Source organism: Bifidobacterium saguinibicoloris (assembly GCF_019331725.1).
GTDB lineage: Bacteria > Actinomycetota > Actinomycetes > Actinomycetales > Bifidobacteriaceae > Bifidobacterium > Bifidobacterium saguinibicoloris.
The window spans coordinates 113764-134481 of sequence record NZ_JAHBBF010000001.1 but is presented as its reverse complement, the minus strand read 5'-3'; the positions used below and the strand labels follow the sequence as shown (position 1 = coordinate 134481).

Annotated in this window: 24 protein-coding genes and 2 pseudogenes; 7 read left to right on the top strand and 19 right to left on the bottom strand. The window is 63.7% G+C overall.

What is annotated here, in order from left to right:
• The first annotated feature begins 55 nt into the window (after positions 1-55).
• The gene (locus tag KIH78_RS00740; RefSeq protein ID WP_219130822.1) at positions 56-1006 is read left to right on the top strand and encodes a deoxyribonuclease IV; all 951 of its coding nucleotides are present in this window, start codon (positions 56-58) and stop codon (positions 1004-1006) included.
• A 53-nt stretch (positions 1007-1059) separates the two neighbouring features.
• Here KIH78_RS00740 and KIH78_RS00735 read toward each other — a convergent pair whose 3' ends face one another.
• Together KIH78_RS00735 and KIH78_RS00730 are read right to left on the bottom strand one after the other, a co-directional pair.
• Entirely contained in the window at positions 1060-1425 is a 366-nt protein-coding gene (locus KIH78_RS00735) for a YccF domain-containing protein (RefSeq protein WP_214313315.1), read from the bottom strand.
• A 132-nt stretch (positions 1426-1557) separates the two neighbouring features.
• Complete coding sequence (locus KIH78_RS00730) at positions 1558-2256, bottom strand: SOS response-associated peptidase (RefSeq protein ID WP_214313571.1); 699 nt, start codon at positions 2254-2256, stop codon at positions 1558-1560.
• A gap of 133 nt (positions 2257-2389) precedes the next feature.
• On the opposite strand from KIH78_RS00730, the gene KIH78_RS00725 reads away from it, so the two are divergent.
• Positions 2390-3154, top strand: a complete 765-nt coding sequence (locus KIH78_RS00725) for a TetR/AcrR family transcriptional regulator (RefSeq protein WP_219130821.1) — start codon at positions 2390-2392, stop codon at positions 3152-3154.
• 323 nt (positions 3155-3477) lie between these two features.
• On the opposite strand, the gene KIH78_RS00720 is transcribed toward KIH78_RS00725, so the two are convergent.
• From KIH78_RS00720 to KIH78_RS00710, 3 genes are all read right to left on the bottom strand, one after another.
• Positions 3478-4437, bottom strand: a complete 960-nt coding sequence (locus KIH78_RS00720) for an aldo/keto reductase (protein WP_219130820.1) — start codon at positions 4435-4437, stop codon at positions 3478-3480.
• A 179-nt stretch (positions 4438-4616) separates the two neighbouring features.
• Positions 4617-5033 carry a peptide deformylase gene (locus tag KIH78_RS00715; RefSeq protein ID WP_219130819.1) on the bottom strand — a complete coding sequence of 139 codons (417 nt, stop codon included), beginning with the start codon at positions 5031-5033 and terminating at the stop codon, positions 4617-4619.
• A gap of 190 nt (positions 5034-5223) precedes the next feature.
• Entirely contained in the window at positions 5224-6087 is an 864-nt protein-coding gene (locus KIH78_RS00710) for an AAC(3) family N-acetyltransferase (protein ID WP_236034314.1), read from the bottom strand.
• A gap of 380 nt (positions 6088-6467) precedes the next feature.
• Here KIH78_RS00710 and KIH78_RS00705 point away from each other — a divergent pair, with 380 nt between their 5' ends.
• Positions 6468-7277, top strand: a complete 810-nt coding sequence (locus tag KIH78_RS00705; RefSeq protein WP_219130817.1) for a DNA-binding protein — start codon at positions 6468-6470, stop codon at positions 7275-7277.
• Between the two features lie 58 nt (positions 7278-7335).
• Here the strand turns inward: KIH78_RS00705 and KIH78_RS00700 are convergent, their stop codons facing one another.
• The 11 genes from KIH78_RS00700 to KIH78_RS00655 all read right to left on the bottom strand — a co-directional run bounded on the left by KIH78_RS00700 (position 7336) and on the right by KIH78_RS00655 (position 15853).
• Positions 7336-7734, bottom strand: coding sequence for a superoxide dismutase (locus tag KIH78_RS00700; RefSeq protein WP_214313305.1), 399 nt, complete (start codon positions 7732-7734; stop codon positions 7336-7338).
• A gap of 54 nt (positions 7735-7788) precedes the next feature.
• The gene (locus tag KIH78_RS00695) at positions 7789-8664 is read right to left on the bottom strand and encodes an ABC transporter ATP-binding protein (RefSeq protein WP_219130816.1); all 876 of its coding nucleotides are present in this window, start codon (positions 8662-8664) and stop codon (positions 7789-7791) included.
• 53 nt (positions 8665-8717) lie between these two features.
• Positions 8718-9500 (bottom strand): murein hydrolase transporter LrgB, encoded by a 783-nt coding sequence (locus tag KIH78_RS00690; RefSeq protein ID WP_219130815.1) that lies wholly within the window; start codon positions 9498-9500, stop codon positions 8718-8720.
• Complete coding sequence (locus KIH78_RS00685) at positions 9497-10123, bottom strand: hypothetical protein (protein WP_219130814.1); 627 nt, start codon at positions 10121-10123, stop codon at positions 9497-9499. Before KIH78_RS00685 ends, KIH78_RS00690 begins: the two co-directional genes overlap by 4 nt.
• 132 nt (positions 10124-10255) lie before the next feature.
• Entirely contained in the window at positions 10256-10846 is a 591-nt protein-coding gene (locus KIH78_RS00680) for a hypothetical protein (RefSeq protein WP_236034313.1), read from the bottom strand.
• A gap of 10 nt (positions 10847-10856) precedes the next feature.
• On the bottom strand, positions 10857-11081 hold the full coding sequence (locus KIH78_RS10520; RefSeq protein ID WP_236034312.1) for a hypothetical protein: 225 nt from the start codon (positions 11079-11081) through the stop codon (positions 10857-10859).
• A 6-nt stretch (positions 11082-11087) separates the two neighbouring features.
• Positions 11088-11579, bottom strand: a complete 492-nt coding sequence (locus KIH78_RS00675) for an RNA polymerase sigma factor (RefSeq protein ID WP_236034311.1) — start codon at positions 11577-11579, stop codon at positions 11088-11090.
• A gap of 224 nt (positions 11580-11803) precedes the next feature.
• On the bottom strand, positions 11804-12127 hold the full coding sequence (locus KIH78_RS00670) for a hypothetical protein (RefSeq protein WP_219130813.1): 324 nt from the start codon (positions 12125-12127) through the stop codon (positions 11804-11806).
• Positions 12128-12318: 191 nt separating this feature from the next.
• Positions 12319-13863: a glycosyltransferase family 39 protein gene (locus tag KIH78_RS00665; protein ID WP_219130812.1), complete on the bottom strand. Its 1545-nt coding sequence runs from the start codon at positions 13861-13863 to the stop codon at positions 12319-12321.
• A 143-nt stretch (positions 13864-14006) separates the two neighbouring features.
• A complete protein-coding gene (locus KIH78_RS00660) occupies positions 14007-15011 on the bottom strand; it encodes a glycosyltransferase family 2 protein (RefSeq protein ID WP_338024088.1) in 1005 nt (334 codons plus the stop codon).
• A 350-nt stretch (positions 15012-15361) separates the two neighbouring features.
• Positions 15362-15853: a GNAT family N-acetyltransferase gene (locus KIH78_RS00655; RefSeq protein ID WP_214313289.1), complete on the bottom strand. Its 492-nt coding sequence runs from the start codon at positions 15851-15853 to the stop codon at positions 15362-15364.
• A gap of 327 nt (positions 15854-16180) precedes the next feature.
• Between KIH78_RS00655 and KIH78_RS00650 the strand changes: the two genes are divergently transcribed.
• The gene (locus KIH78_RS00650) at positions 16181-16879 is read left to right on the top strand and encodes a response regulator (protein ID WP_219130810.1); all 699 of its coding nucleotides are present in this window, start codon (positions 16181-16183) and stop codon (positions 16877-16879) included.
• Positions 16855-18057 (top strand): histidine kinase, encoded by a 1203-nt coding sequence (locus KIH78_RS00645; RefSeq protein WP_236034310.1) that lies wholly within the window; start codon positions 16855-16857, stop codon positions 18055-18057. Before KIH78_RS00650 ends, KIH78_RS00645 begins: the two co-directional genes overlap by 25 nt.
• Positions 18058-18085: 28 nt before the next feature.
• Here KIH78_RS00645 and KIH78_RS10515 read toward each other — a convergent pair whose 3' ends face one another.
• Positions 18086-18361: a hypothetical protein gene (locus KIH78_RS10515; RefSeq protein WP_236034309.1), complete on the bottom strand. Its 276-nt coding sequence runs from the start codon at positions 18359-18361 to the stop codon at positions 18086-18088.
• 288 nt (positions 18362-18649) lie between these two features.
• A complete protein-coding gene (locus KIH78_RS00640) occupies positions 18650-19498 on the bottom strand; it encodes an aminotransferase class V-fold PLP-dependent enzyme (RefSeq protein ID WP_219130809.1) in 849 nt (282 codons plus the stop codon).
• Positions 19499-19502: 4 nt separating this feature from the next.
• On the opposite strand from KIH78_RS00640, the pseudogene KIH78_RS00635 reads away from it, so the two are divergent.
• A pseudogene (locus KIH78_RS00635) lies at positions 19503-19634 on the top strand (VOC family protein); the annotation flags it as partial.
• Here KIH78_RS00635 and KIH78_RS00630 read toward each other — a convergent pair.
• The gene (locus KIH78_RS00630; RefSeq protein ID WP_214313285.1) at positions 19615-19911 is read right to left on the bottom strand and encodes a hypothetical protein; all 297 of its coding nucleotides are present in this window, start codon (positions 19909-19911) and stop codon (positions 19615-19617) included. The pseudogene KIH78_RS00635 and the gene KIH78_RS00630 overlap by 20 nt on opposite strands.
• A gap of 359 nt (positions 19912-20270) precedes the next feature.
• Here KIH78_RS00630 and KIH78_RS10510 point away from each other — a divergent pair.
• Positions 20271-20654, top strand: a pseudogene (locus KIH78_RS10510) (VOC family protein); the annotation flags it as partial.
• Between the last annotated feature and the right edge of the window lie 64 nt (positions 20655-20718).

The window sequence follows — 20718 nt, the reverse complement described above, 5'->3', positions numbered from 1 at the left end:
GATCGTCGTGCGACTCCCACGCCATCGTCGGGGACGCATATGCTTGTGCCTTGTGATGGAAGATTCGACAACGACACCGCAGACCACCGATCCGCAGACCACCGGCCAAACCGACGCCGGCGACGCCCGCCCGACGCTCCTCATCGGTTCGCATCTGTCCACCGCGGGCGGATGGAAGGCGCTCATCAAACGCTCGCACGAGGAGGACGGGACCGCGTTCGCGTTCTTCCCGCGCTCGCCGTACGGCAAACGCTCCAAGGCGCTCGACCCGGCCGGCGCCGTGGAGTTCGGTCGTGCGCTCAAGGCGGAAGGGTACGGCCCGTTGGTCGTCCACGCGCCGTACGTATACAACCTCGCCGGTAAGGATTCGGCCAAGCGCGGGTTCGCGATCAATGCGCTCGTCGAGGACCTGACACTGCTCGGCGCCATCCGTGCGGGCGGGCAGGAGACGTATCTCAACATCCATCCCGGCGCGCACGTGGGGCAGGGCGCCGAGACCGGTTGCCGGCTCATCGCCGACGGGCTGGACCGCGTGTTCGGGACCTTGGACGGCACGGTGGATGGGGACGGCGGCGTCATGATTCTGCTGGAGACGATGGCGGGCAAGGGCACCGAATGCGGCCGGACCTTCGAGGAGCTGCGCTCGATCATCGAGGGGGTCGACGACGCCTTCCGCAGCCGTATCGGCGTCACGTTCGACACCTGCCACGTGTTCGACGCCGGCTATGATCTCCTCGGCGACTACGAAGGCGTGATGCGCTCGCTCGACGACGTCATCGGGCTCGAGAACGTCAAAGCCATCCACGCGAACGATTCGATGTTCGGGCTCGGCTCGCACAAGGACCGTCACGCCAATATCGGCGAGGGGAAGCTGGGGCTGCCGTTCTTCGAGCGGCTCGTCAACGATCCGTGCATGGCGCGGCTGCCGATGATCCTCGAGACCAAGGAGCTCACCGAGTCCACGCATCGCGAGGAGATCGCCCTGCTGCGCGGGCTGAGGCATTAGCGTTGTTCGTGGGGACGATGGTGATGCCTTCCGGCATGTCCGCCAGGTGCCTCTTACAGATCGTAGATCTGCGCGCCGAACGGCCAGAGGGCGAGCTTCGCCATCTTGAACGACTGGATGCCGAACGGGATGCCGATGATGGTCACGCAGTTGGCGAGACCGGCGGCGACATAGCCGAGCGCCATCCAGACTCCGGCGAGCACCACCCAGATGATGTTCGCGAGCGTGGAGCCGAGGCCGCCGCCGTAGCGTACGGTCTTGCCGAACGGGGTGAGTGTGAGCCCGGCCATCTTGAACGCCTGCAGCCCCAACGGGATGCCGACGATCGTGACGCACAGCACCAGGCCGATGACCGCCCATCCGAACGCGATGGCGAGTCCGCCGAGCACCAGCCACAGGATATTGCCGATCAGACGCATGTTCTCTTCGCTCCTTCGAATGCATGGATTCCATGTGCCGTAATCGTCCCATTATCGCATCGCCTGGCATGGCCCTCCATCAGGGGATTCCCTGATTCCTCCCTGAACGCTGAACGTCCCTCCGTCCGACGTTCAGAACAGCGCGATCGGCTCGATGTGTTCGACCGGCATGGTGAGCCGGCGTCCGTCCCCGTTTGCGGGCAGCGGAGCGACCTCGTGGAACCGCAGCCGTCGCGACAGCTCCGTGCCTTGTTCGCGCAAGGGGCTGGTCAGCTTCGCGCCGTCGAGCGAAGGGTCCAGCCATGCGGCGGCCATGCCGTCCGGCACGAGCAGCGGCATGCGGTCATGCACGCTTTTCGGTCCGTCCACGGCCGGACATGTGACGATCGTGGCGGTCAGCAGCCATGGCGCGGCCGTGGAGGCCCGCCACCATGAGTACAGTCCCGCCATCGCCAACGGCCTGTCGCCGTCCACGTGGAAGTAGAACGGGCGCCTGCCCTTCCACTCGTAGTAGCCGCTTGCGGGGATGATGCAGCGCATGGACCGTGTGGAGTCGACGAACGTTGGCTTGGCGTGGATGGATTCGATGCGCGCATTGTACGTGGGGTAGGGGAGCGTCCTGCTCTGGCTCCAGCGCGGCACGAGCGTCCAGTACGCGCCGGTCAGGTGCCGGCGGCCCTCCCTGCCCTGCGCGACGACGCCGATGGTCTGCGTGGGCGCGATGTTGTACGAGGGACGCGGCAGCCGGTCGCGGCGGACGTCGCCGTCGTCGACGCCAAGCCATGCGGCGACCGCATCCCAATCCAGATCGAGCGCGAACCTTCTGCACATGCGGCCCAGTGTACGCGTGATGCGGGTGTCCTGTCCGTCGCCGTCGTCCGCCGGGCCGTGGAACGGGCCGCGCGCGGGTACGATGGAGGATGCCGGGCCGGCGACGATGTACGGAAGATGCGAGGAGCTCGAAATGCCCATTGACGTGATGGAACCTGACGGGACGACGCCGGACCGTGGCCTTGACGTCGCCGCATCGGACGCTGCGCCCGCACAATCGGCGTCGGATGCCGTTTCCCGTCCGGCGAACCGTCGCGGCGTCTCGGTGAAGGCGACCGTGGCGCGCGCCCGTTGGCAGCGTCGTAAGAAGGCCGCCACGCGTCGGACGATTCGTGACGTGGCGTTGCGTCTGTTCGCCGAGCAGGGCTACGGCAACGTCACCACGCAACGCATCGCCGACGAGGCGGGCATGTCTGTGATCACCCTGTTCCGGTATTTCCCGTCGAAGGAGGATCTCGTCCTGGGATTCCCGACGGACGGTGGGCTGTTCGCCGACCTGCGCCGGGAAATCGCCGAACGGAAGGGCGATTCCCCGATTGGGCTCGTCCGCCACATGGTTCCACAGGTGCTTGGGTCGCTTGAGGCGGCTCAGTTGAAGGACTTGGCGCGCCGGCTGCGTATCGTGCGTTCCGACGACGGTTTGCGCGTGGCGATGTACGCGCGCATACCGCAGTGGACGGACGCCGTCGCTGCATTGTGGGGGAGCGGTGACGCCGTCGCCGACGGCGATGCGCGAGCCGCCTTCCCCGTGCGTCTGTCCGTTTCGATCATCATCGACTGCATCGTCGAATCCCTGCTGGAATGGTCGCGTCGTTGCGACGAGCATGTCGACGGCGATGCCGCCGTCGACATGCTCGTCGAGGTCGTGTCCGAGGCGATGGAGACGTTGTCCGTCTGAATAACCCCGGGGTGCCCGAGCTACGGGAAGCGTTGCCACCATTTGCAGTGTACTGTTGTGCGTTCATTCTATATGAAAGCGGCTTTCATATGGTTGAAAATGTTGGAATCGCAAGGTTTTGATGCCTATAAGACAAGTGGCGCTGTTGTCGGTTTTAATTCATAAGTAATTGGCTATCATTTGAAACTGATGCGATGCGAATCTCATATGAAAGCCATTTGCATATGAATAACGGTGGGCCGCTCCCTGGTCGTCTCATGACGGACGACGGGGAGCGACCCACCGTATGGATGCTTCGTCTTATCGCGTGTGTCGCGATTGTATTACTTCGTGAACGGTTCGGATGCCTTGTCGAGCGTGGCGGTCTCGTCGGCCGTAAGGTCGAGGTCCACGGAGGCGAGGAGCGCGGGCAGCTGTTCGGGCGTACGAGCCGAAGCGATCGGGCCGGCGACCTGCGGGCGGTGGCGCAGCCAGGCGAGCGCGACCGTGGCGATCGCGACGCCGTGCGCCTTGGCGACCTCGTCCAACGCGTCGACCAGCGCGAAGCCGTCGTCGGTGAGGTAGTCGGCGACCATGCCCTGACGCGCCTTGCCCTCCGCGTCCGCTGCGGAACGGTACTTGCCGGTGAGGAACCCGGCGGCCAGCGAGAAGTATGGGAACACGGCGAGGTTCTCGCGTGCGGCGACGGGGGCGAGCGTGCGCTCGTAGTTGCCGCGCGTGACGAGGTTATAGTGCGGTTCCAACGCGACCGGCAGCGCGTAGCCGTGCTCGCGGGCGATGCGGAACCATTCCTCGATGCGGTCCGCCGTGTAGTTGGACAGGCCGATCGCTCGGATCTTGCCCGCCTTGACGAGCTCGTCGAACGCGGCCGCGGTCTCCTCGAGAGGTGTCGACTTGTCGTCGAAATGCGCGTAGTAGAGGTCGATCTCGTCGACGCCGAGGCGCAGCAGCGACTCGTCCGCGGCGGCGAGCACGTTGTCGTGCGAGAGGCCCGTGTACTGCGGATGCTCGCTGACCTTCGTGGCGACGACCACCTTGTCGCGGTTGCCGCGCACGGCGAGCCAACGGCCGAGGATGATCTCGGATTCGCCGCCCGCATTGCCCGGCGCCCACGCCGAATACACGTCGGCTGTGTCGATGAAGTTGCCGCCGGCCTCCACGTACGCGTCGAGCACCCTGCGGCTGGTCACCTCGTCGCTCGTCCAGCCGAACGTGTTTCCGCCCAACACGAGCGGAAACACCTCCAGGTCGCTGTTTCCCACCTTCACACGCTTGTCCGTCATGGCCCAGACCATCCTTTTCGTATCATCGCCGCAGTCCCTTCGCCGCCGGCGTCCCCCGCCATTATGCAGCCGGCATGGAGCGGCCGCGCGGCGGGCGTTATAGGCGTAATCCATGGCTGGTTGTTCGTTCCCGGAGCATGGCCCGAATCAGGGGGAACGGACGACCATCCGTCATGCCGTCAGATGAGGACGCCGTCGCAGTGGTCAATCTCGTGCTGGATGATCTCGGCGGTGAACCCGTCGAATGTGGCGGTCGCCTCGCGCCAGCGCCGCGTGCGGTAGGTCACGGTGATGCGCTTGTAGCGGACCGTCGGACGCACACCCTTGAGTGACAGGCATCCCTCCTCGGTCTCGTAGCGGCTCGACTTCGCCGTGACGACCGGGTTGAACATCGTCATGTTCCGGCCGGTCGTCTCGTCATGGAAGACGATGATCCGCTTGGCCACGCCGATCATGTTCGCGGCCAGCCCCACGCACGCGTCGGCGTGCGCGGCGAGCGTGTCCAAAAGATCGCGGGCGATGCCCGCGTCGGCCTCGGTCGCGGGCTCGGACGGGACGGCGAGGAACGCCTCGTCGGTGATGATCGGCCGCTGCATGGGATTCCTTTCGTCTACACGGATGATGTGGACCATCGTAGCGGTTCGCCCCGCGTGCTCCGATCAGGCGCAGCATGGAGATGTCCCGCGTGCGCTGCGCAATCAACGTCCGGTAGGTGCTGGAAACCATATCGGTCAATTCCCCATGCCAACCGCTTTTTGGCATCGCTCCGCATAGAGCAAAGCTCTGCTACGCATGCTGATTGTCGTCATCTCCGTCCTTGCCGCTATGACGCAAATCGAGTCGCGCATAATACCTACGAGCGGCATCCACCAGATCGCGGACGGGGAAAGCGAGGATTCTCGCTTCGTTCAACGTCACGGCACGTACGGAGTCGGCATGCTCGGCGAGGAATCGCCCACCGAAGGACTCGAAATCGTCGTAACGGTCGAGTTCCACCGTGTCGAATGTCACCCATTCGGTCGTGCGTTCGCCGGTTACGGCATCGACGTGGCCGACCGGTGCGGTCTCGTGGATATGCGGCCGGCCGATTGTGGATTCGGCATAGTGAATCGCGGTGCAGGTGCCGAAGTCGGTGCCGAGAAAGAGCACTTTGCCATCGATTTCGTAGAGACGCGAGAGCGGACTATGTTCGCCGAACGGAATGTCGTAATCGCGACCGTTCTCGCCTCCGCATGGGTCGCACAGCCAGTCCGCGTGGCGTCCCCATGCGCTCATCGAGTACAGCGGGTGATTGCTGCGTCGTGTGCCGGGCAATGCGCGGAAGTACTCCGGTGTGCGTCCGATGCCATGCGCCGGAGTCGTCGCCGGATCGAACGCCGGCAGTGCGGCATTCACGGTTTCGATTAGTTCGGGACTGACCGGCGGCGCTCCCCAACACTGCGAATCGGACAGATCCGTGGTCTGCGCGGACATCATGACGTCGCCGTCGTATAGCACGCCTTTGAGTACATCGACCACGGTCTGCTCACCGCCGGGAACGAAACCGAACGCACTGAGCCGCGTATGCACGATGCATGAATCCGTCGGCTTCAGTCCCACGGCGAGCAGCGCATCACGAAGTTGCGTTCCGGCGGTGACCGTCGTGATCATTCGCTCATTCCACGTCATGTAACCGTTCTCCTCTTTTCCAAGCACGACAACGGAAACTCGAGTCCGCCATAGAGCCAATGATGGCATGGTCTCATCGTGACAGCCAATCGGAGGGATACTCGTCAACCAAAGGCGACATGATGCTTTGACCGTCCACGCGGATGCGGACACCGGTGGCGTCAAACGCGCGCTCCGGGGTCCGCCAGCCAGGTCTCGATTAGTCGCCTAACCGTCTCCCTTGCTCTCTTATCACGATCCTAGGGTGACAGATCCCACCGATGACGCTCCCGGATAAAAGAGAACCCCCAGTGCATCACGGCTGAGTCGATGACCGTCCGGAGAGGCCCTTTGGGGGAATTCATGGAATATGATAATGGGTTATGAGTCGACAGTCAAACCCAGCGCCCGATTTCCTCTCACAGCCTCCTCGCAAGGGCAGTCCGCAGGAGAGGGCGCTGCGAGGAGGCATCACCGACGAGCGGCTCGCATCCTATGATTCCGAGGCGCGGCGGCGTTCATGCCCGGCGCTGCAGTTGTATCTGTGGGACCATGACATGGCCAGCGCTTGTATGGGTGATATCGCCATTCTTGAGGTCGCTTTGCGCAACCACATGGACCGTCAGTTGTCCCTCATGGCTTTGGAACAGTCAGATACCGAGGACTGGTACATGGCGGGGCTCAGCTTCGACGACCGTACCCAATACCAGATTCGCGAGGCATGGAACCATCTCACCCCGCAACAGCGCAGAATTCATACGCACGGTCATCTCGTTGCTTCATTGACGTTCGGCTTCTGGCGCAACCTTCTGGAGGACGGCGGCACGATTCATACGAAGTGGCCGGACCAGAGGCGCGCCAACTACGAGAACAATCTGTGGCGCAAGGGACTTGACAAGACGTTCTCCAATGGGCGCCAGTATGCGCGTGCGATGGGAGAACGTTGGACAAGACGCTTTGCGCTGGACATCGTCAAGACGGTGCACGCCCTGCGCAACCGGGTCGCCCATCACGAGCCGCTCGTCAACGGCGTCCCGCTTCCCGGCGAGAACCGGCGCATCACGTTGGCGGACGCAGTGCAGGCGTGCTTCGATCTGGCGATGATCCTGGATCGGGACCTGTATTCGTGGCTGATGGGCAACAGCAAGATGAAACTCGTGCTCGAACACGAGCCTCGGGAAACCGGACTATAAGACTATAGGATCATTCGGGAAGAAGTCCTGCGGTCTTTCGTCGATGATTCCGACATTGTCATTTCACGTCGCAGACGGTGAAGGCGAAGCTGGTGAGGGTACCGGTGGATTTGCCGTTGGCGAGGAGCTGGTCGATGTCGGGCAGGTCCTTGTTGTCGCTGGTCTGGTTGAGGGCGTATCGGGTGCCGTCGGGTGCGGTGAAGCGCATGACGGGGTCGCCTTTGGTGTCGTGCGTGCAGCTGACGGTGCCGTGGTCGACGGTGAGGGGCCAGGTGTGGCCGAGTTGGTCGGCGCTGATGTCCTGCGGGTTGCTGGTCGCGGTGATTGTCTTGGCTCCGTCAGTCGGATAGTTTTCGGGATGCTTGATGCCGTCCATGCAGGCGGTCAGGCTCAGGGCCATGATGGCGGCGAGACCAATGGCTGTGATGGTTTGGGTGGCGGGTGTCATATTGGTCATGCTGGTTTCCTTTGCGTTGTGTTTCCGATGATTGAACTGCCTGTCCGCCGGCCGTCAGTGGTGGTCGGGGTGTTCCTCGATGAGGGCCATGTAGCCGTCCTCCAATGTGGGTTCCATGGGTTGCGCGTCGGCGGGCGGGGTGTCGGTGATGACGCGGTAGCGTATGCCTCGTGCGGTGGTGACGGCGTTGGCGACGATCATGCCTGCGGGTGGCGGGGTGTTGGCCGGCTGGGTGAGCCAGACGCGGCCTGCGGCGTGTCCGGTGAGTTGTTCGGTCGGCCCGTCGTAGCGGATGCGGCCCTGGCGCAGGACGAACACGTATGGGCAGGTCTGTGCGATGTCGTCGAGGATGTGGGTGGATAGGATCACGGTGCGGTCGCCGCCGAGGCCGGCGAGCAGCGTGCGGAAGCGCATGCGTTCCTCGGGGTCGAGTCCGGCGGTGGGTTCGTCCACGATGATGAGCCGGGGGTCCGCCATGAGGGCCTGGGCGATGCCGACGCGGCGGCGCATGCCGCCGGAGAATCCGCCGATGCGTCGGTCGGCCACGTCCGTGAGCCCGACCCGGTCGCTGAGTTCGCGTGCCTGGCGCATGCGCTCCCGGGTGTCGTCGATGCCTTTGAGGACGCCCACGTAGTCGAGGAATTCGAGCGGGGTGAGCTGCGGGTAGGGTTCGATGTCCTGCGGCAGGTAGCCGAGCGTGCGTTTGAGCGCGCGGCGGGTCCTCGCGTCCTTCAAATCGTGGCCGTCCATGAGCACCTGGCCCGACGTGGGGCGGATGATGCCGGCGAGGATGCGCATGAGCGTGGTCTTGCCGGCGCCGGTCGGCCCGATCAGGCCGACCATGCCGTGCGGCAGGTCGCAGGTCACGTCGTCCAGCGCGCGGGGCTTCCTCGGGAAGTCCTTGGTCAGATGGCTGATGGAGATGAACATGATGCTTTTCCTTCCCGTGTCGATGTTTCCGATGAGGGTTCCGCCGATGTCGTTCATCGCACCGTGCGCGGGCGTGCCGAGCACCATCCGCCCAACGCCATGAGCAGTATGGCGGCGGCGAGCTGCGCGATCAGGGACATGGCCGCGTTGGCGGGCGTGCCGGTGACCGTGAGGACGCCTCCCACGGCCGGGTAGACGGGCTTGAGTCCGAACCATCCGGCGCCGACGGCGTCGCCGATCACGTTGAGGATGGTGCCGTTGACGGTCGGCACGGGCAGCATCGGCGAGGAGAACACGAGCACGAACCATGCGAGCACGCCGGCGATGCGCGCGACGATCATGGGCAGGATCGCGCCGAGCAGCGAGGACAGGCTCATCGCGGTCAGCACGGCCGGCCCGGTGATCGCGAATCCGGCGGCCAACGCCTGCGGGATGGCCCACCACGAGCCGTGCAGGGTCCGCACGACGCCGGCGCAGGCCAGCAGCAGGAGCGACGGGGCGATGAGAATCAGGAACGCGCCGAGCGTGCGTGCCGCGGCCAGCACGGGCGCGGGTGTGGGCGTAGAGTCCTCCAACTGACCGATGCCGAGCCGGTCGTGACGCGTGTGGAAGTCGGTGAACGCGGCCATGTAGGCGATCGGCATGAACATGGCCATCGTCTTGGCCATGAACGCCAGATCACCAGCGCCGTGGTCGTGCGGGCCGGCCGGGGAGATCACGCCCAGCAGGAGCGCGAACAGGGCCAATGGGACGGCCGCGACCCATAGGGAGCGTTGCCGCCACACGATGAGCATGTGGACGCGGACCAATCGCGGGAAACCGATGCGCATGCTCATATGCTCCTCCTCGCAAGCGTCACGTTGCGTTCCTCGTCGCCCAGCAGCCACCACGCGACCCCGATGGCGATCACGGCAGCGGCGAGCGGGATGCCGCGCTGCGCGACCGGGTCGAGCACGTACGGATCCCACAGGAGGGCGAGAAACATCCATACCGCGACCACCGCCATGACCGTGGCCTGCGTGGACATGGACCATGCGGCGGCCACGAACCCGGCCGCACCCACGACCAGCACCGCGCCCGTCGGCGCGATCAGGCTTACCCATCCCAGGTCCTGCGGCCACAGGCCCAGCACATGCAACGGCATGAACATGAACACGGCGCCGACCAGACCGGACACGGCCGTCAGGACGAACCGCGTGGCCTCAACGCGCCGCCAGCCCACGGGCGTGGACTCGCTCGCCTCGACCAGCGGGTCACCGGTCAACGCGACCGCCACGCACACGCCCGAGCCGATCACCATCAGCTGGGCGAGCCAGTTCACCACCGTCAACGTCTGCGTACGCGACCACACGCCGGACACCATGATGCCGGCAACCGCAACAGCAATCCCGCAGACCGCGGGCGCCGCCAGCAATCCCACGCCAATGCGCCTGGCCTGCGCGCGAATCATTCCCGACATGCCGTCCCTCCCTGAAGTCCGAAAATCGACGGCCGTTCCTTATCGTCCGTCACCAGATAGGTAGCGGACGCCGACCGCATGGTTCACACGACACGCCGAACGACCACCGGCGACTCATCGACCTCGATCCGTTCAGACGGCCGCGGCCGTCATGCGCGCCTCGGACAATCGTCCGGCGCACGCCACCGCCGCCGCGCACGCCGCCACGCCCGTGACGGCCAGCAACAGCGGTCCGAATGTTCGGATCATGTCGATCCAGCCCGCGGCCGGCAGGCCCATGAGCCCGAGCAGGTCCGTACGGATCACGGCGACCAGCAGCAGGCCGACGCCGAAGCCGACGCCCGTGGAGAACCGGATCGCGAGCATCGCGCCCACGCCGGCGACCAGCAGCAAAGGCGACAGCCATCCGACCAGCAGCACGCCGAACTCCCCATAACCCTGCACGCCCATCACAACGGTCACCAACAATCCGAACACGACGTCGCAGGCGAGCACGAACACCAGCCGGACCAGCGTGACCGCCCCCGGACCCAACGGTGTGGCCGACGAGATCATGTCCATGCGGGAATTCCCGAACGCCATCGTCACGCTCAACAACACGCCGGCCAGCACCATCGAGCAGAACGCGCGGGACACGACCGTCACCCCCAGCCGACCGCGAAGAACCGCGCCCCCAATCCGGCGAACGCCATCAACGTCAGCGTGGCCGGCACCACCTGCCACGGCACCACCTTCATCTGCCGCCCAGCAGCAGCATGAACAACCGCAGACTGCGTGTCCACGACCATGCGGGCCCGTCCAGCGGGGACCGCGATGCGCGGATGCGCGCCATCACCGCCGTAGCGGGAGGCGTTTCTCCCGAACGGGATCGTTCCACGGCGGCCAATGCCGCGAGCAGACGCTCGTCGGCCGCATCGTCCGTCAAGCGGCCGGTCGTTTCGTCAAGATGATCGGTCATCGGGGTTCACCGTTCCTTTCCATCCGCATCATCCTTGTGATCGAGTTGTGTGCGCAGCAGACGGCGCGCACGCGAGACACGGGATTTGACCGTGCCCTCCGGCACGTCCAGCAGGCGGGCGATCTGCCGGTACGGCAGGCCGTGCAGCCACGCCAACGTCGCCGTCTCCACCAGTTCGACGGGCAGACGGCGCAGCAACGCCATCAGATCATCCATGCCCGCTTCGGACAGCACGGCCGTCTCCGGGCTCGGGCCATCGTCACGCGGTTCGGGCGCGTCATCCAACGCGGTCACGTCCGGGCGCCCGCGCCGCACACGCATGGTGATCTGCCGTTTCGCGATGCCCAGCAGCCATGACAGCACCCTCGCGTCACCGCGGAACGCCCTCGCCGACCGCCAGCAGCCCAACCACACGTCGGCGCACACCTCCTCGGCCGTGCCGGCATCCGACACGCGCGCACGTACGAACGCCCGCACAGCCGCAGCGTACCCGTCCATACAGGGCCTCGAAGGCACGCTCGTCCCCGGAAGCGACCCTCGCGAGCAGATCCTCGTCGCGCATCGCCTCCCCACCGGGCGAGGTCATGTCATCCTGCGTATGCGGCTCCTTCCACGGCACATCCCGCAAACCTCACTGAATACGTAGCAGGGAACACGCCAATGGTTCACGGTCTCACCACACCGCCCGCGCAAAATCAGCACCGCCCGGCATGACAAAACGATCATCGCCGTATGGCCCTTATGCCATACCCGACCTGCACTAGAAACAGCACCAAGAGAACACCCAGCGAAGCCGGCCGGTACATGACGTAGAAGTCCGACATATCAGGCTGCGACGCCGGCGTCGCCATGGCATACACCAATGCGGCAAACAGAGCGCAGATCCAGGAGACAACCAACGTCGCAGCCGTGACGAATCGCAACCGGCGCCGGTCCAGAGACGTTTTGCGCAGACCATGAAGCAATGCAAAGACGCACACTGAAACCAATACATAGAACAGCAGCCCATACGTGGGCAGCATGTCGATGATAAGCAGATAACCCATAACGCCTCCCTGGATCAAGCGACAAACCGATACGGCCATTAGAGACACTCCACCTCATCGCCCGCAACATCATGTCAAGCAATCGCATGACATCAAATCTCGGTTGGCAAGCTTCCGGTCTCTCCGTCGTCCACGTTCCCGCAGTACCCGGGAAAGGCGCTCCATAGGATTCCCCGTTCCGGGGGCGCCGATTATCGGCGGTAGGTGATGGCCGCGTTCGCACCGTGTTTGATGACGCCGGTTTGCGTCCATTGGCCAGCCGCGTCGCCGAGGAACTTGTCGTAGTTGCGGGTCGTCGCCCATGACAGCAGGGTGAATCGAGCCGCATCGAGATCGTCGATAGTTCTCAGTTGCGCGGTGGAGCCGTGCAGCGGCGCGTATCCGCCGCGCGTGGGAACGTCGTCGACGTCGAGGAAGTAGTAGTATGGGCAGTCGCGGTAGTACCAGTATGCGTCGATGTACGTGTACTCGTCCTGCGCGACGACCGGTTGCGCTGCCGAACAGGTGACCTGTCGACTGAGTGCGGCCAATCTGGGCGTATCGTTGCGGTCGAAACTATGGTTGCCGCGCACGCCGTACGTGATCGTCCCGGCGGCCAGTATCGCAAGTACAACGACGTAGACGAACACCGTACGACGGCCGCGTGACCGGTACGTGGCAACGCACGCCAACATCAACATGGCGTAGAAGAATGGTGCGACCACGCTCAGGTAGCGTACAGAGAACATGCCGTATCCACCGCTGGACAGTTCCTTGACGGCGGACCAGATCATCAGGAGCGCGGTCGGCACGGCGAACAGCATGACGATCAGCCCCGCGGCCTCAGCGGACGGTCGCGATGCCGATGCTCGGATTGAACGCCGCCGCACGAGCAGGTGTTGAGCGATGAGTATGCCGATGATCAGGATCATCGTGGCCGCGACCAGCAGCGAGACAATCGATGGCAGCTCCTGTTCCGTCATGCCGAGCAGCATGATGTCGAATGCGTTCGCCACACCGGACATGTTCATACGTCGGCGAACCGGAGGCAGGACAGAGCTTCCGCCGAGCTGGCCCAGCAACGCCGGCATCCACGGCAGGAACAGTATGATCGACACGGCATAGGCGAACAACCCTCGCAATGCGGATAACCGGCGCGCACGCCACGAATGTGCAACCAGCCAGATCGCATGGGTCAGCCATACAAACGCGGTGAGGTACAGCGTCAGCATGCCGAGCGTGACGGTCACGGCGTATGCGGCCCACCATGCGATGCGGCGGCGACCACGGGGTCGATCGCCGCATCGACGGCCGTCACGCTTGTCGTCCATGTTCCGGTGACGTCGGCCTTGCGGTGCGATCACCCCGACGGCGCGCAGCAGTATCGCCGTGCCGCCCACGGCCAAGAGCATCGCCGGCGAATACATGCGCAGCTCGTAGCCGTATCGCAGCATGAACCCGCCGCACGTCAGCAGCGGCATACACGCCATCGCGATACGTTCGCCGAACAGGTCGCGCATCAGCATGACCAGCATGAACACAGCCAGTCCAAGGCATACGCAGTTCGGGATCCGCACCAACGCGACGTCGTCGCCGGCGACGGACAGCCATACCTTGAGCAAAAGGTAATACAGCGGCGGATGCGCGTCGACGGCGGTGAGTGCGATCAGTTGTGGCATGGGTCGGTTCGCCAATATCAGCGAGTACTGCTCGTCGAACCACAATGATTGGCCGCGTCCCATCAGCCAGCTCGACACGGTCGTCGCCAGCGCGCAGCAGACGGCCAATACGGGAACGAGAACCGGGCGGCGGGCAGCGGGAACGAGGGGAACGACACGGTCGTCGTCTCGTCCGCTGACAGGCCCGACGCGCGGATCGGCGATTCCGCGATTCATTGTGGTCATGACAGCTTCTCCCTGTCATGCGCCGGACGGTCGCAACGTGTATTGCCGGCATTGTGGACGTTGATGTTGCCGTCACGCACGATGTAGTTCGGCCGGCGCTTGGACTCCAGATACGTGTTCGCCAGATACCGGCCGATGATGCCCAGGCACATCAGTTGCAGTCCGCCGATGAACGTGATGATGCACGCGAGCGACGGCCAACCGGCCACCGGGTCGCCGAACACGGCCGCGCGCACCGCGATGAAACAGGTCGCGCCGAACGCGACCACGCACAACAGCAACCCGATATACGATGCCACGGCCAACGGCATCGTGGAGCATGAGACCAGTCCCTCGATCGCGTAACGGACCAATGCGAGGAAGTTCCAACTGGACCTGCCCGCGGCCCGGCGCGTGTTCGGATAGTCGATCCACGCCGTACGGAATCCCACCCATGCGTACAGTCCCTTGGAGAACCGGTTGCGTTCGGTCAGCGACGTCAGCGCGTCGACGACCCGGCGACGCATCATACGGAAATCACGCGCCCCATCAGGCACCTCGACCGGTGACATGACGTTCATCAGCCGATAGAACAGGTGCGCGCACAAGGAGCGGATCGGCGGCTCGCCCGCGCGCGTGGTGCGCCGCGTCGCCACGCAGTCCAATGCCGAATCATCCGTCAGCATCGAGAACATGCGCGGCAGCAGCGACGGCGGATCCTGCAGATCCGCGTCCATCACCGCCACGACATCGCCTTGCGCGGCGTCAAGTCCGGCGAGCAGTGCACCCTCCTTGCCGAAATTACGCGACAACGACAGCCAACGGACCGCGAACGGGGGAGTGCGGTCATCATCATTATCCGCCGCCTGACGCAGTAGCGTCGCGGTGCCGTCGGTGGAACCATCGTCGACCAGCACCACCTCGACCGTCGTACCGGGATGCGCCGCCATGATTTCGTTGACGGCTTGCTCGGCGGACGACAGGAACAGCGGCAGACAAGCCTCCTCGTTATGGCAAGGCACGACGATGGACAGCGTGACCCCGCGGTCAGGATGTACGTCAACCGCGAAATCCACCGCGGCGCGGGGCCTGCGCTTCGCTGGAAAGCACATGGCGTGGCGATGCCTTGAATACCGTCGATTGACCATGATCACGCCTTCCTTCCCATCGTCGGCCGCCGCCTCGCGACCCGTCGTATGGCCTTGCTGTTGATACGATTCCAGTGTGCGTTCGCCCCACGCGGAACATGCCTGTAGTATCCCTGACTCAGAGGTTCGCCACCCTGATTGTCATTTCAGGGTATGGCGGGGGACGTGGAGGATTCCAAGCAAATGCCGATATCCAGGAAAACTTCCGTCAATGGATGACATCACTATCGGTAGTTGGTCATTTCAAATTCCGGCCCCATGTCTTCGGTTTGGGTAAGGCCGGTCTCGTGGAATCCGATATGCCTGTAGAAGCCTTGCGCGTTGTCGTTGAACCCGGCGACCCAGAGCACGAGCCGGTCATTGCCGATGGCATGTTTGCCGGCTTCGACCAGCTTGCGTCCGACACCCTGCCGATGCCGGTCGGCCAGCACGTACAGCGAAGCCAGTTCCGCCGTCTCGGGACGATCGATTGGTGGGCGAGGCGTACGCAGTAGTTCCGTGAACCCGATCACATGATCGTCATCGAGCGCCACCAGCACGACCTGATCGGGGTCCTTGGCGTGGGCTTCGGTGAGTTTCAATGCGAGCTGCGGGGTGATGGCATCCACGATCTCCTGCGGGATATGCCCCTGATTGAGCTCCCGCCACGTTTGCGACTGCACCTGCGCCTTCTCCTCGAACCACCGCGGTTCGATTGGAACGATACGAATCGTCATGCCTGTCCTTTCCCTCCGAATATCTTCATGTGTTCGATTTTGATTTTGATGGTCTCTTCCCGACATTGTGACGAATTAACACGGATTAGGAGGCCTCCGCAAAAGGTGGGCTGAGGACTTCTTTCGGTCATCCGCAGCGGGCCCCATTCCAGCTGAGGCCTTCCGCTGATTCATGACCGTCCTCCTTTTGCAGTCATCGGATAATGGTGATACCGACTCAGTCAATCCATTAGCAGCTACAAACGCAACATCATGTCAAGCAATCGCATGACAGCGATGCCGTTTCATACCGGAGGACCAATGGCCGCCGGCGGTACAGTGGATGTCATGGGACTTGGGAACGAGCCGGGCGCGACGGGCGTGGTCCGTATCGGCGTGTTGGATAATGATCCGTTCGCGTTGGATGCGATGTGCGCGATGATCGCGGCCATGTCCCGGGATTTCCGCATCGTGTGGGGCACGGGGTCGCCGGCGGCGGCGATCGAGCACTGCCACAACGCGCATACGCGGCCGGACGTGCTCGTGCTGGACATGGCGTTGGGCGGCATCACGGGCGCGGACGTGTGCCGGCGCATCCGTCGCAGAACGAACAAGGTGGGCGTCATCTGCGTCACCTCGTATTCAACGGACGTCTACCGGGATGAAGCGATCAAAGCGGGCGCGCAGGGACTGCTCGCCAAGGAACGGCTCGGGGCCGACATCGCCGACGCGGTGCGGCGGGCGGCCATCGGGAAACCGACCGTGAAGCAGGCCGCCTTGGGCTTCCATGACACGGCATCGGCACATGAGCTGCTGTCCGGTACGGTGCCGGCGAGGATGTCCGAGGACATGAAGGACTCGTTGTCCTCACGCGAGAAGGACATCCTGCGCCTGTACGCGAAGCGCCTCACCACTGACGAGATCGCGCAACGGTTGGGTATCGCCAAGGGCAGTGTGTTCACGTACGTGCACCGGGCGTCCGACAAACTCGGCGTGACCAGCCGCAGGGAGGTGCTGGAGGCATGCGCCCGATACGATCTGCTGTAAACCGGCTTATCAGGCAACTTGGCCCGGGCAACGACCATCCGGTCATCATGGCGGCATGCGTGCTGCTAGCTGCGGCTCTCATCGCGGAATACCTGACCAAGGTTACGACGGATGTCTCCGCAACGGTGAGCGTACGGCATCTTGCATTGGCTCTGGTGACGTTCGTCGGTCTGATCGGTGGCATGTTCCGTCCGCGATGGTTTCTGTGGGCGGCGCTTGTGGCCGGTGAGATATTACTGATGAGGACGCTCATGATCACTCCGCTAGTGATCAGTATTGTCTGTACGGGATTCCTTGCCTACCTCAATACATGGTCTGGCACAATCGCCACCGGACTGTTGCTCATGTTATTGTTCGCTCCCGCACCGCCCAGTAGCAACCGTCTGTTGGTGGCTACGTTGATGCATGTCGCGCTCTATTGTTTCCCGCTATTGACCGGCCTGTTGCTGCATATGATGCGTCAACGTGATCATGACTCGTATCTGCTGCGTCGCCAGCAGGAACACGAGGATACGGCCCGCGACCTGCATGACACCATCAGTAACGATCTCGCCTATCTCATCCTGCGCATCGATCATGCTGAGGCCAGCGGCATGCCCGCTGTCGAGCATGAATACCGGCAGCAGCTCCGGGAACTACGCGACGCGGCCAATCGTGCCATGACCCACACGCACGCGGTCATCGACTCACTGGAGACGTGGCCGGAGCGACAGTCACAATCACAACCGTCGGAATCGCGCAGCACGACAGCTCTTCCGCTGGTACCGGCCGCAGATCACGTCGCCATGCAGCAAGGAGAGCTGCAATCTCTGATCGACGACGAGGAGGCGAAACTCGAATCGCTCGGCTTCACCGGTGACAACCTGCTCGGCGAACTCCGCCATCCGCTTTCACCTGACATGATGCGACTGCTCACGGGATTGCTGGCCGAACTCTACGCGAACACCGCCAAGCACGCCGACCCGGCCGAATGGTACGCGGTCTCCATCAGTTTCGATATGAACGACGATGTCCGCGTCTCCGTCAGCGACACCGTCGCTGAGCATGACGGGAAACTTGGGCTGCGCAGCGGCCTCGACCGCTACCGCACCATCATCGAAACGGCCGGTGGAAGCTTCGCCATCCAGATGGAACAGCGGCACTGGCAATTGGACATCCGTATCCCGAGCAAGCTATGAAAACCATCGGCGGGTTCAGCGGCTTGGGTTACAGGAGCGCGATTACCGGAGCGATAGCCGTCAAACCAACGGCCATGCCAAAACCTACGGCAAGGAAGAAGTAGGATCTAGCGCCGCCTTTCAAAGCTACAAGCAGAGCCATGGCCAGCAGCAACACTCCAACGGCCCGGCAGAGCAGGCTCAGAATGTCGCCCGGAATCGCAAATGCGAGAGCCTGCAATGCTATGGATGCGCACAGCAGTATCACGACCAATCGTCTGGTGCCGCCATTTTGCACCGAAGTGTTATGAGTGAACCTGCCCATTGCAATCACTCCCTTCCTCGGGACTCAGTTTCATCACTATATCCATTCAATCCAAGAACGGCCGACGGCACAACATCACGTCAAGCAATCGCATGACATCACTCCCGATTGCGGGGCGGTCCGGCCGGGCGCCATTCATGCAGCGGGATGCCGGATGCGTCCGGGATATTCCTGTGCTGTCATAAAAGCCAATGACGGCACATGACAGGAGTCGGGCGAGGCCGTCTCACCGTTCGGACACGACTCCGACCCGGGAAACGATCCGCGTTGCGGATGGTCGGCGTCACTCTACCCATGCAGCCATCCGATGATGCGCGGCACGCAACGCTCGGCGAAACGGTCCACGTCATCGGCCGTGATATACGCATGCGCGGTCAGACGCAGGTAGAGTCCGCCGCCGAACTCGGTGACCGAGACCTCGGCACCCAGCTCGGTGAGGATACGTGAACGGAATTCGGCGCACAACGCGGCGAGTTCCGTGGTCGCGTACCCATGACCGAAGAGAGGCAGACGCACCAGACGCATGGCGGGGGAGGGGAGTCGGACCGGAGACGAACAGTCCTCTCTGGAGATCTCGCTCGCCGATTGCGCCACATGCCGTTCGGCGTAGTCGGCGAGCGCCGTCATGTACGAACGCACCGCATCCCATCCCCATAGCCGGTCGATCTCATGCCAGGCGTCGGGTGCGGCGATCGGACCGCACAGGTCCTGCGTGCCCTGCTCGTCGAAGCGTTCCGGGAACGGACGGCCGTATCCCCACGAATCGATGAGCGGCCACAGGTCCTGTCCGTCCCGGCCTCCGGCGGGCGGCAGGACCAGCAGGGCGGTGCCGCGCGGCGCGCATGGGAACTTGTGGAAATTACCGATCCACCAATCCGATTCGAGTCCGCCGATCGGGTCGGCGAGTTGGCCCGGGGCGTGCGCGCCGTCGATGAGGATGCGGATGCCGCGCCTGTGCGCCTCGGCCGCGATGCGGTGCGCGGGGAACAGCATCGCCGTGGCGGAGGTGATCTGGTCGAGCACGATGAACGAGGTGCGGTCCGTCATCGCGGCGGTCACGACGTCGACGACCGTATCCCCGTCCGCGTCGATCGGCACGTGGATGGTTCTCAGGGTCGCGCCGTCGCGACGTGCCATGCGGGCGGCGATCGCCGCGGGCGGACGCGACAATGGGGCGCCCGGTCCACGCCCCTATCATCCCGGGTATTATTCCGCGTTCATCCTCGACCCGGACGGCAACGACATCGAAGCCGTCACCGGTCAGACCGACTGATCCGGCCGGATCGGCGCAGACCGTCGGTGAAGTCCAGAGCCCAACGCTCCGCCTCATCAAGCTTCCGGAACGAACGATGGTGGACCATGGCGCCTCCGACGATCAACGCCCCGATAGAGGTCTCCTTCTCCGCAGGGAGCATGCCCTCCGGCACGGTGACGGCGACATCGTAATCCAGATGGGGCGTCAATCGGGTGATACGGACGCGCACGCCCTCCGGAACGCCCTGCGCGCGCGAATCATGGTCGAAGGTCGAATCGATGGTGATGAACTCCATATGACATCTCTTTCCTGTTGAATGATCCTGCCGAACAACGAACGATCGACTCCGGCGGCCGTCCTTCCCCCGGCGTCGGAGCACGGCATCGCCATCGCGCATGTGCCATGCGATGGGAAACCGAAAGGACATATCGCATGATGCGGATTCGGCCGGTGAATGCAATCCAATCAATTGTGCCGGTATCCGTGGTTCGGATGATTCCTGATGCTTCAAGCGGCTGCCGTAGCCGCGGCCTACGATCCAGCAATCGTACACTCCCGAGACCACGGAAGTCAACCACCGTCCACGCCGGACCCGGTGCGGCCAAGGAATCGGCGTCCGACACGGCGCGTCCGACACGGCGCGACAATGGAGACATGCTCGACCACTTGACGCTTAAGGTACGCGACATCGACCGCAGCATCGCCTTTTACATGCGGGCGCTCGCCCCGCTCGACTACATCGTCAAAGCTCATCACGAGCCCACGCTCGGATTCGGCGTCGACGACGGTACTCCGCACTCCGATTTCTACCTGTCGCCCGCCGACGAACCAGATACGGCGCGGCAGCCGCGTCCAGTCACCCATATCGCGTTTCTCGCGCAGGACAAAGCCGCCGTGTGCGCCTTCTACACGAGTGCACTCGCCGCCGGAGGCCGTGACAACGGGGCGCCCGGGCCGCGCCCCTATCATCCCGGATACTATTCCGCGTTCGTGCTCGACCCGGACGGCAACAACATCGAAGCCGTCACCGACTGGTCCGGCTGGTACGGGCGCCTGAACCCACAGGAACATGAGAATCCGGAAGACAGAGGCCTGGATTCGA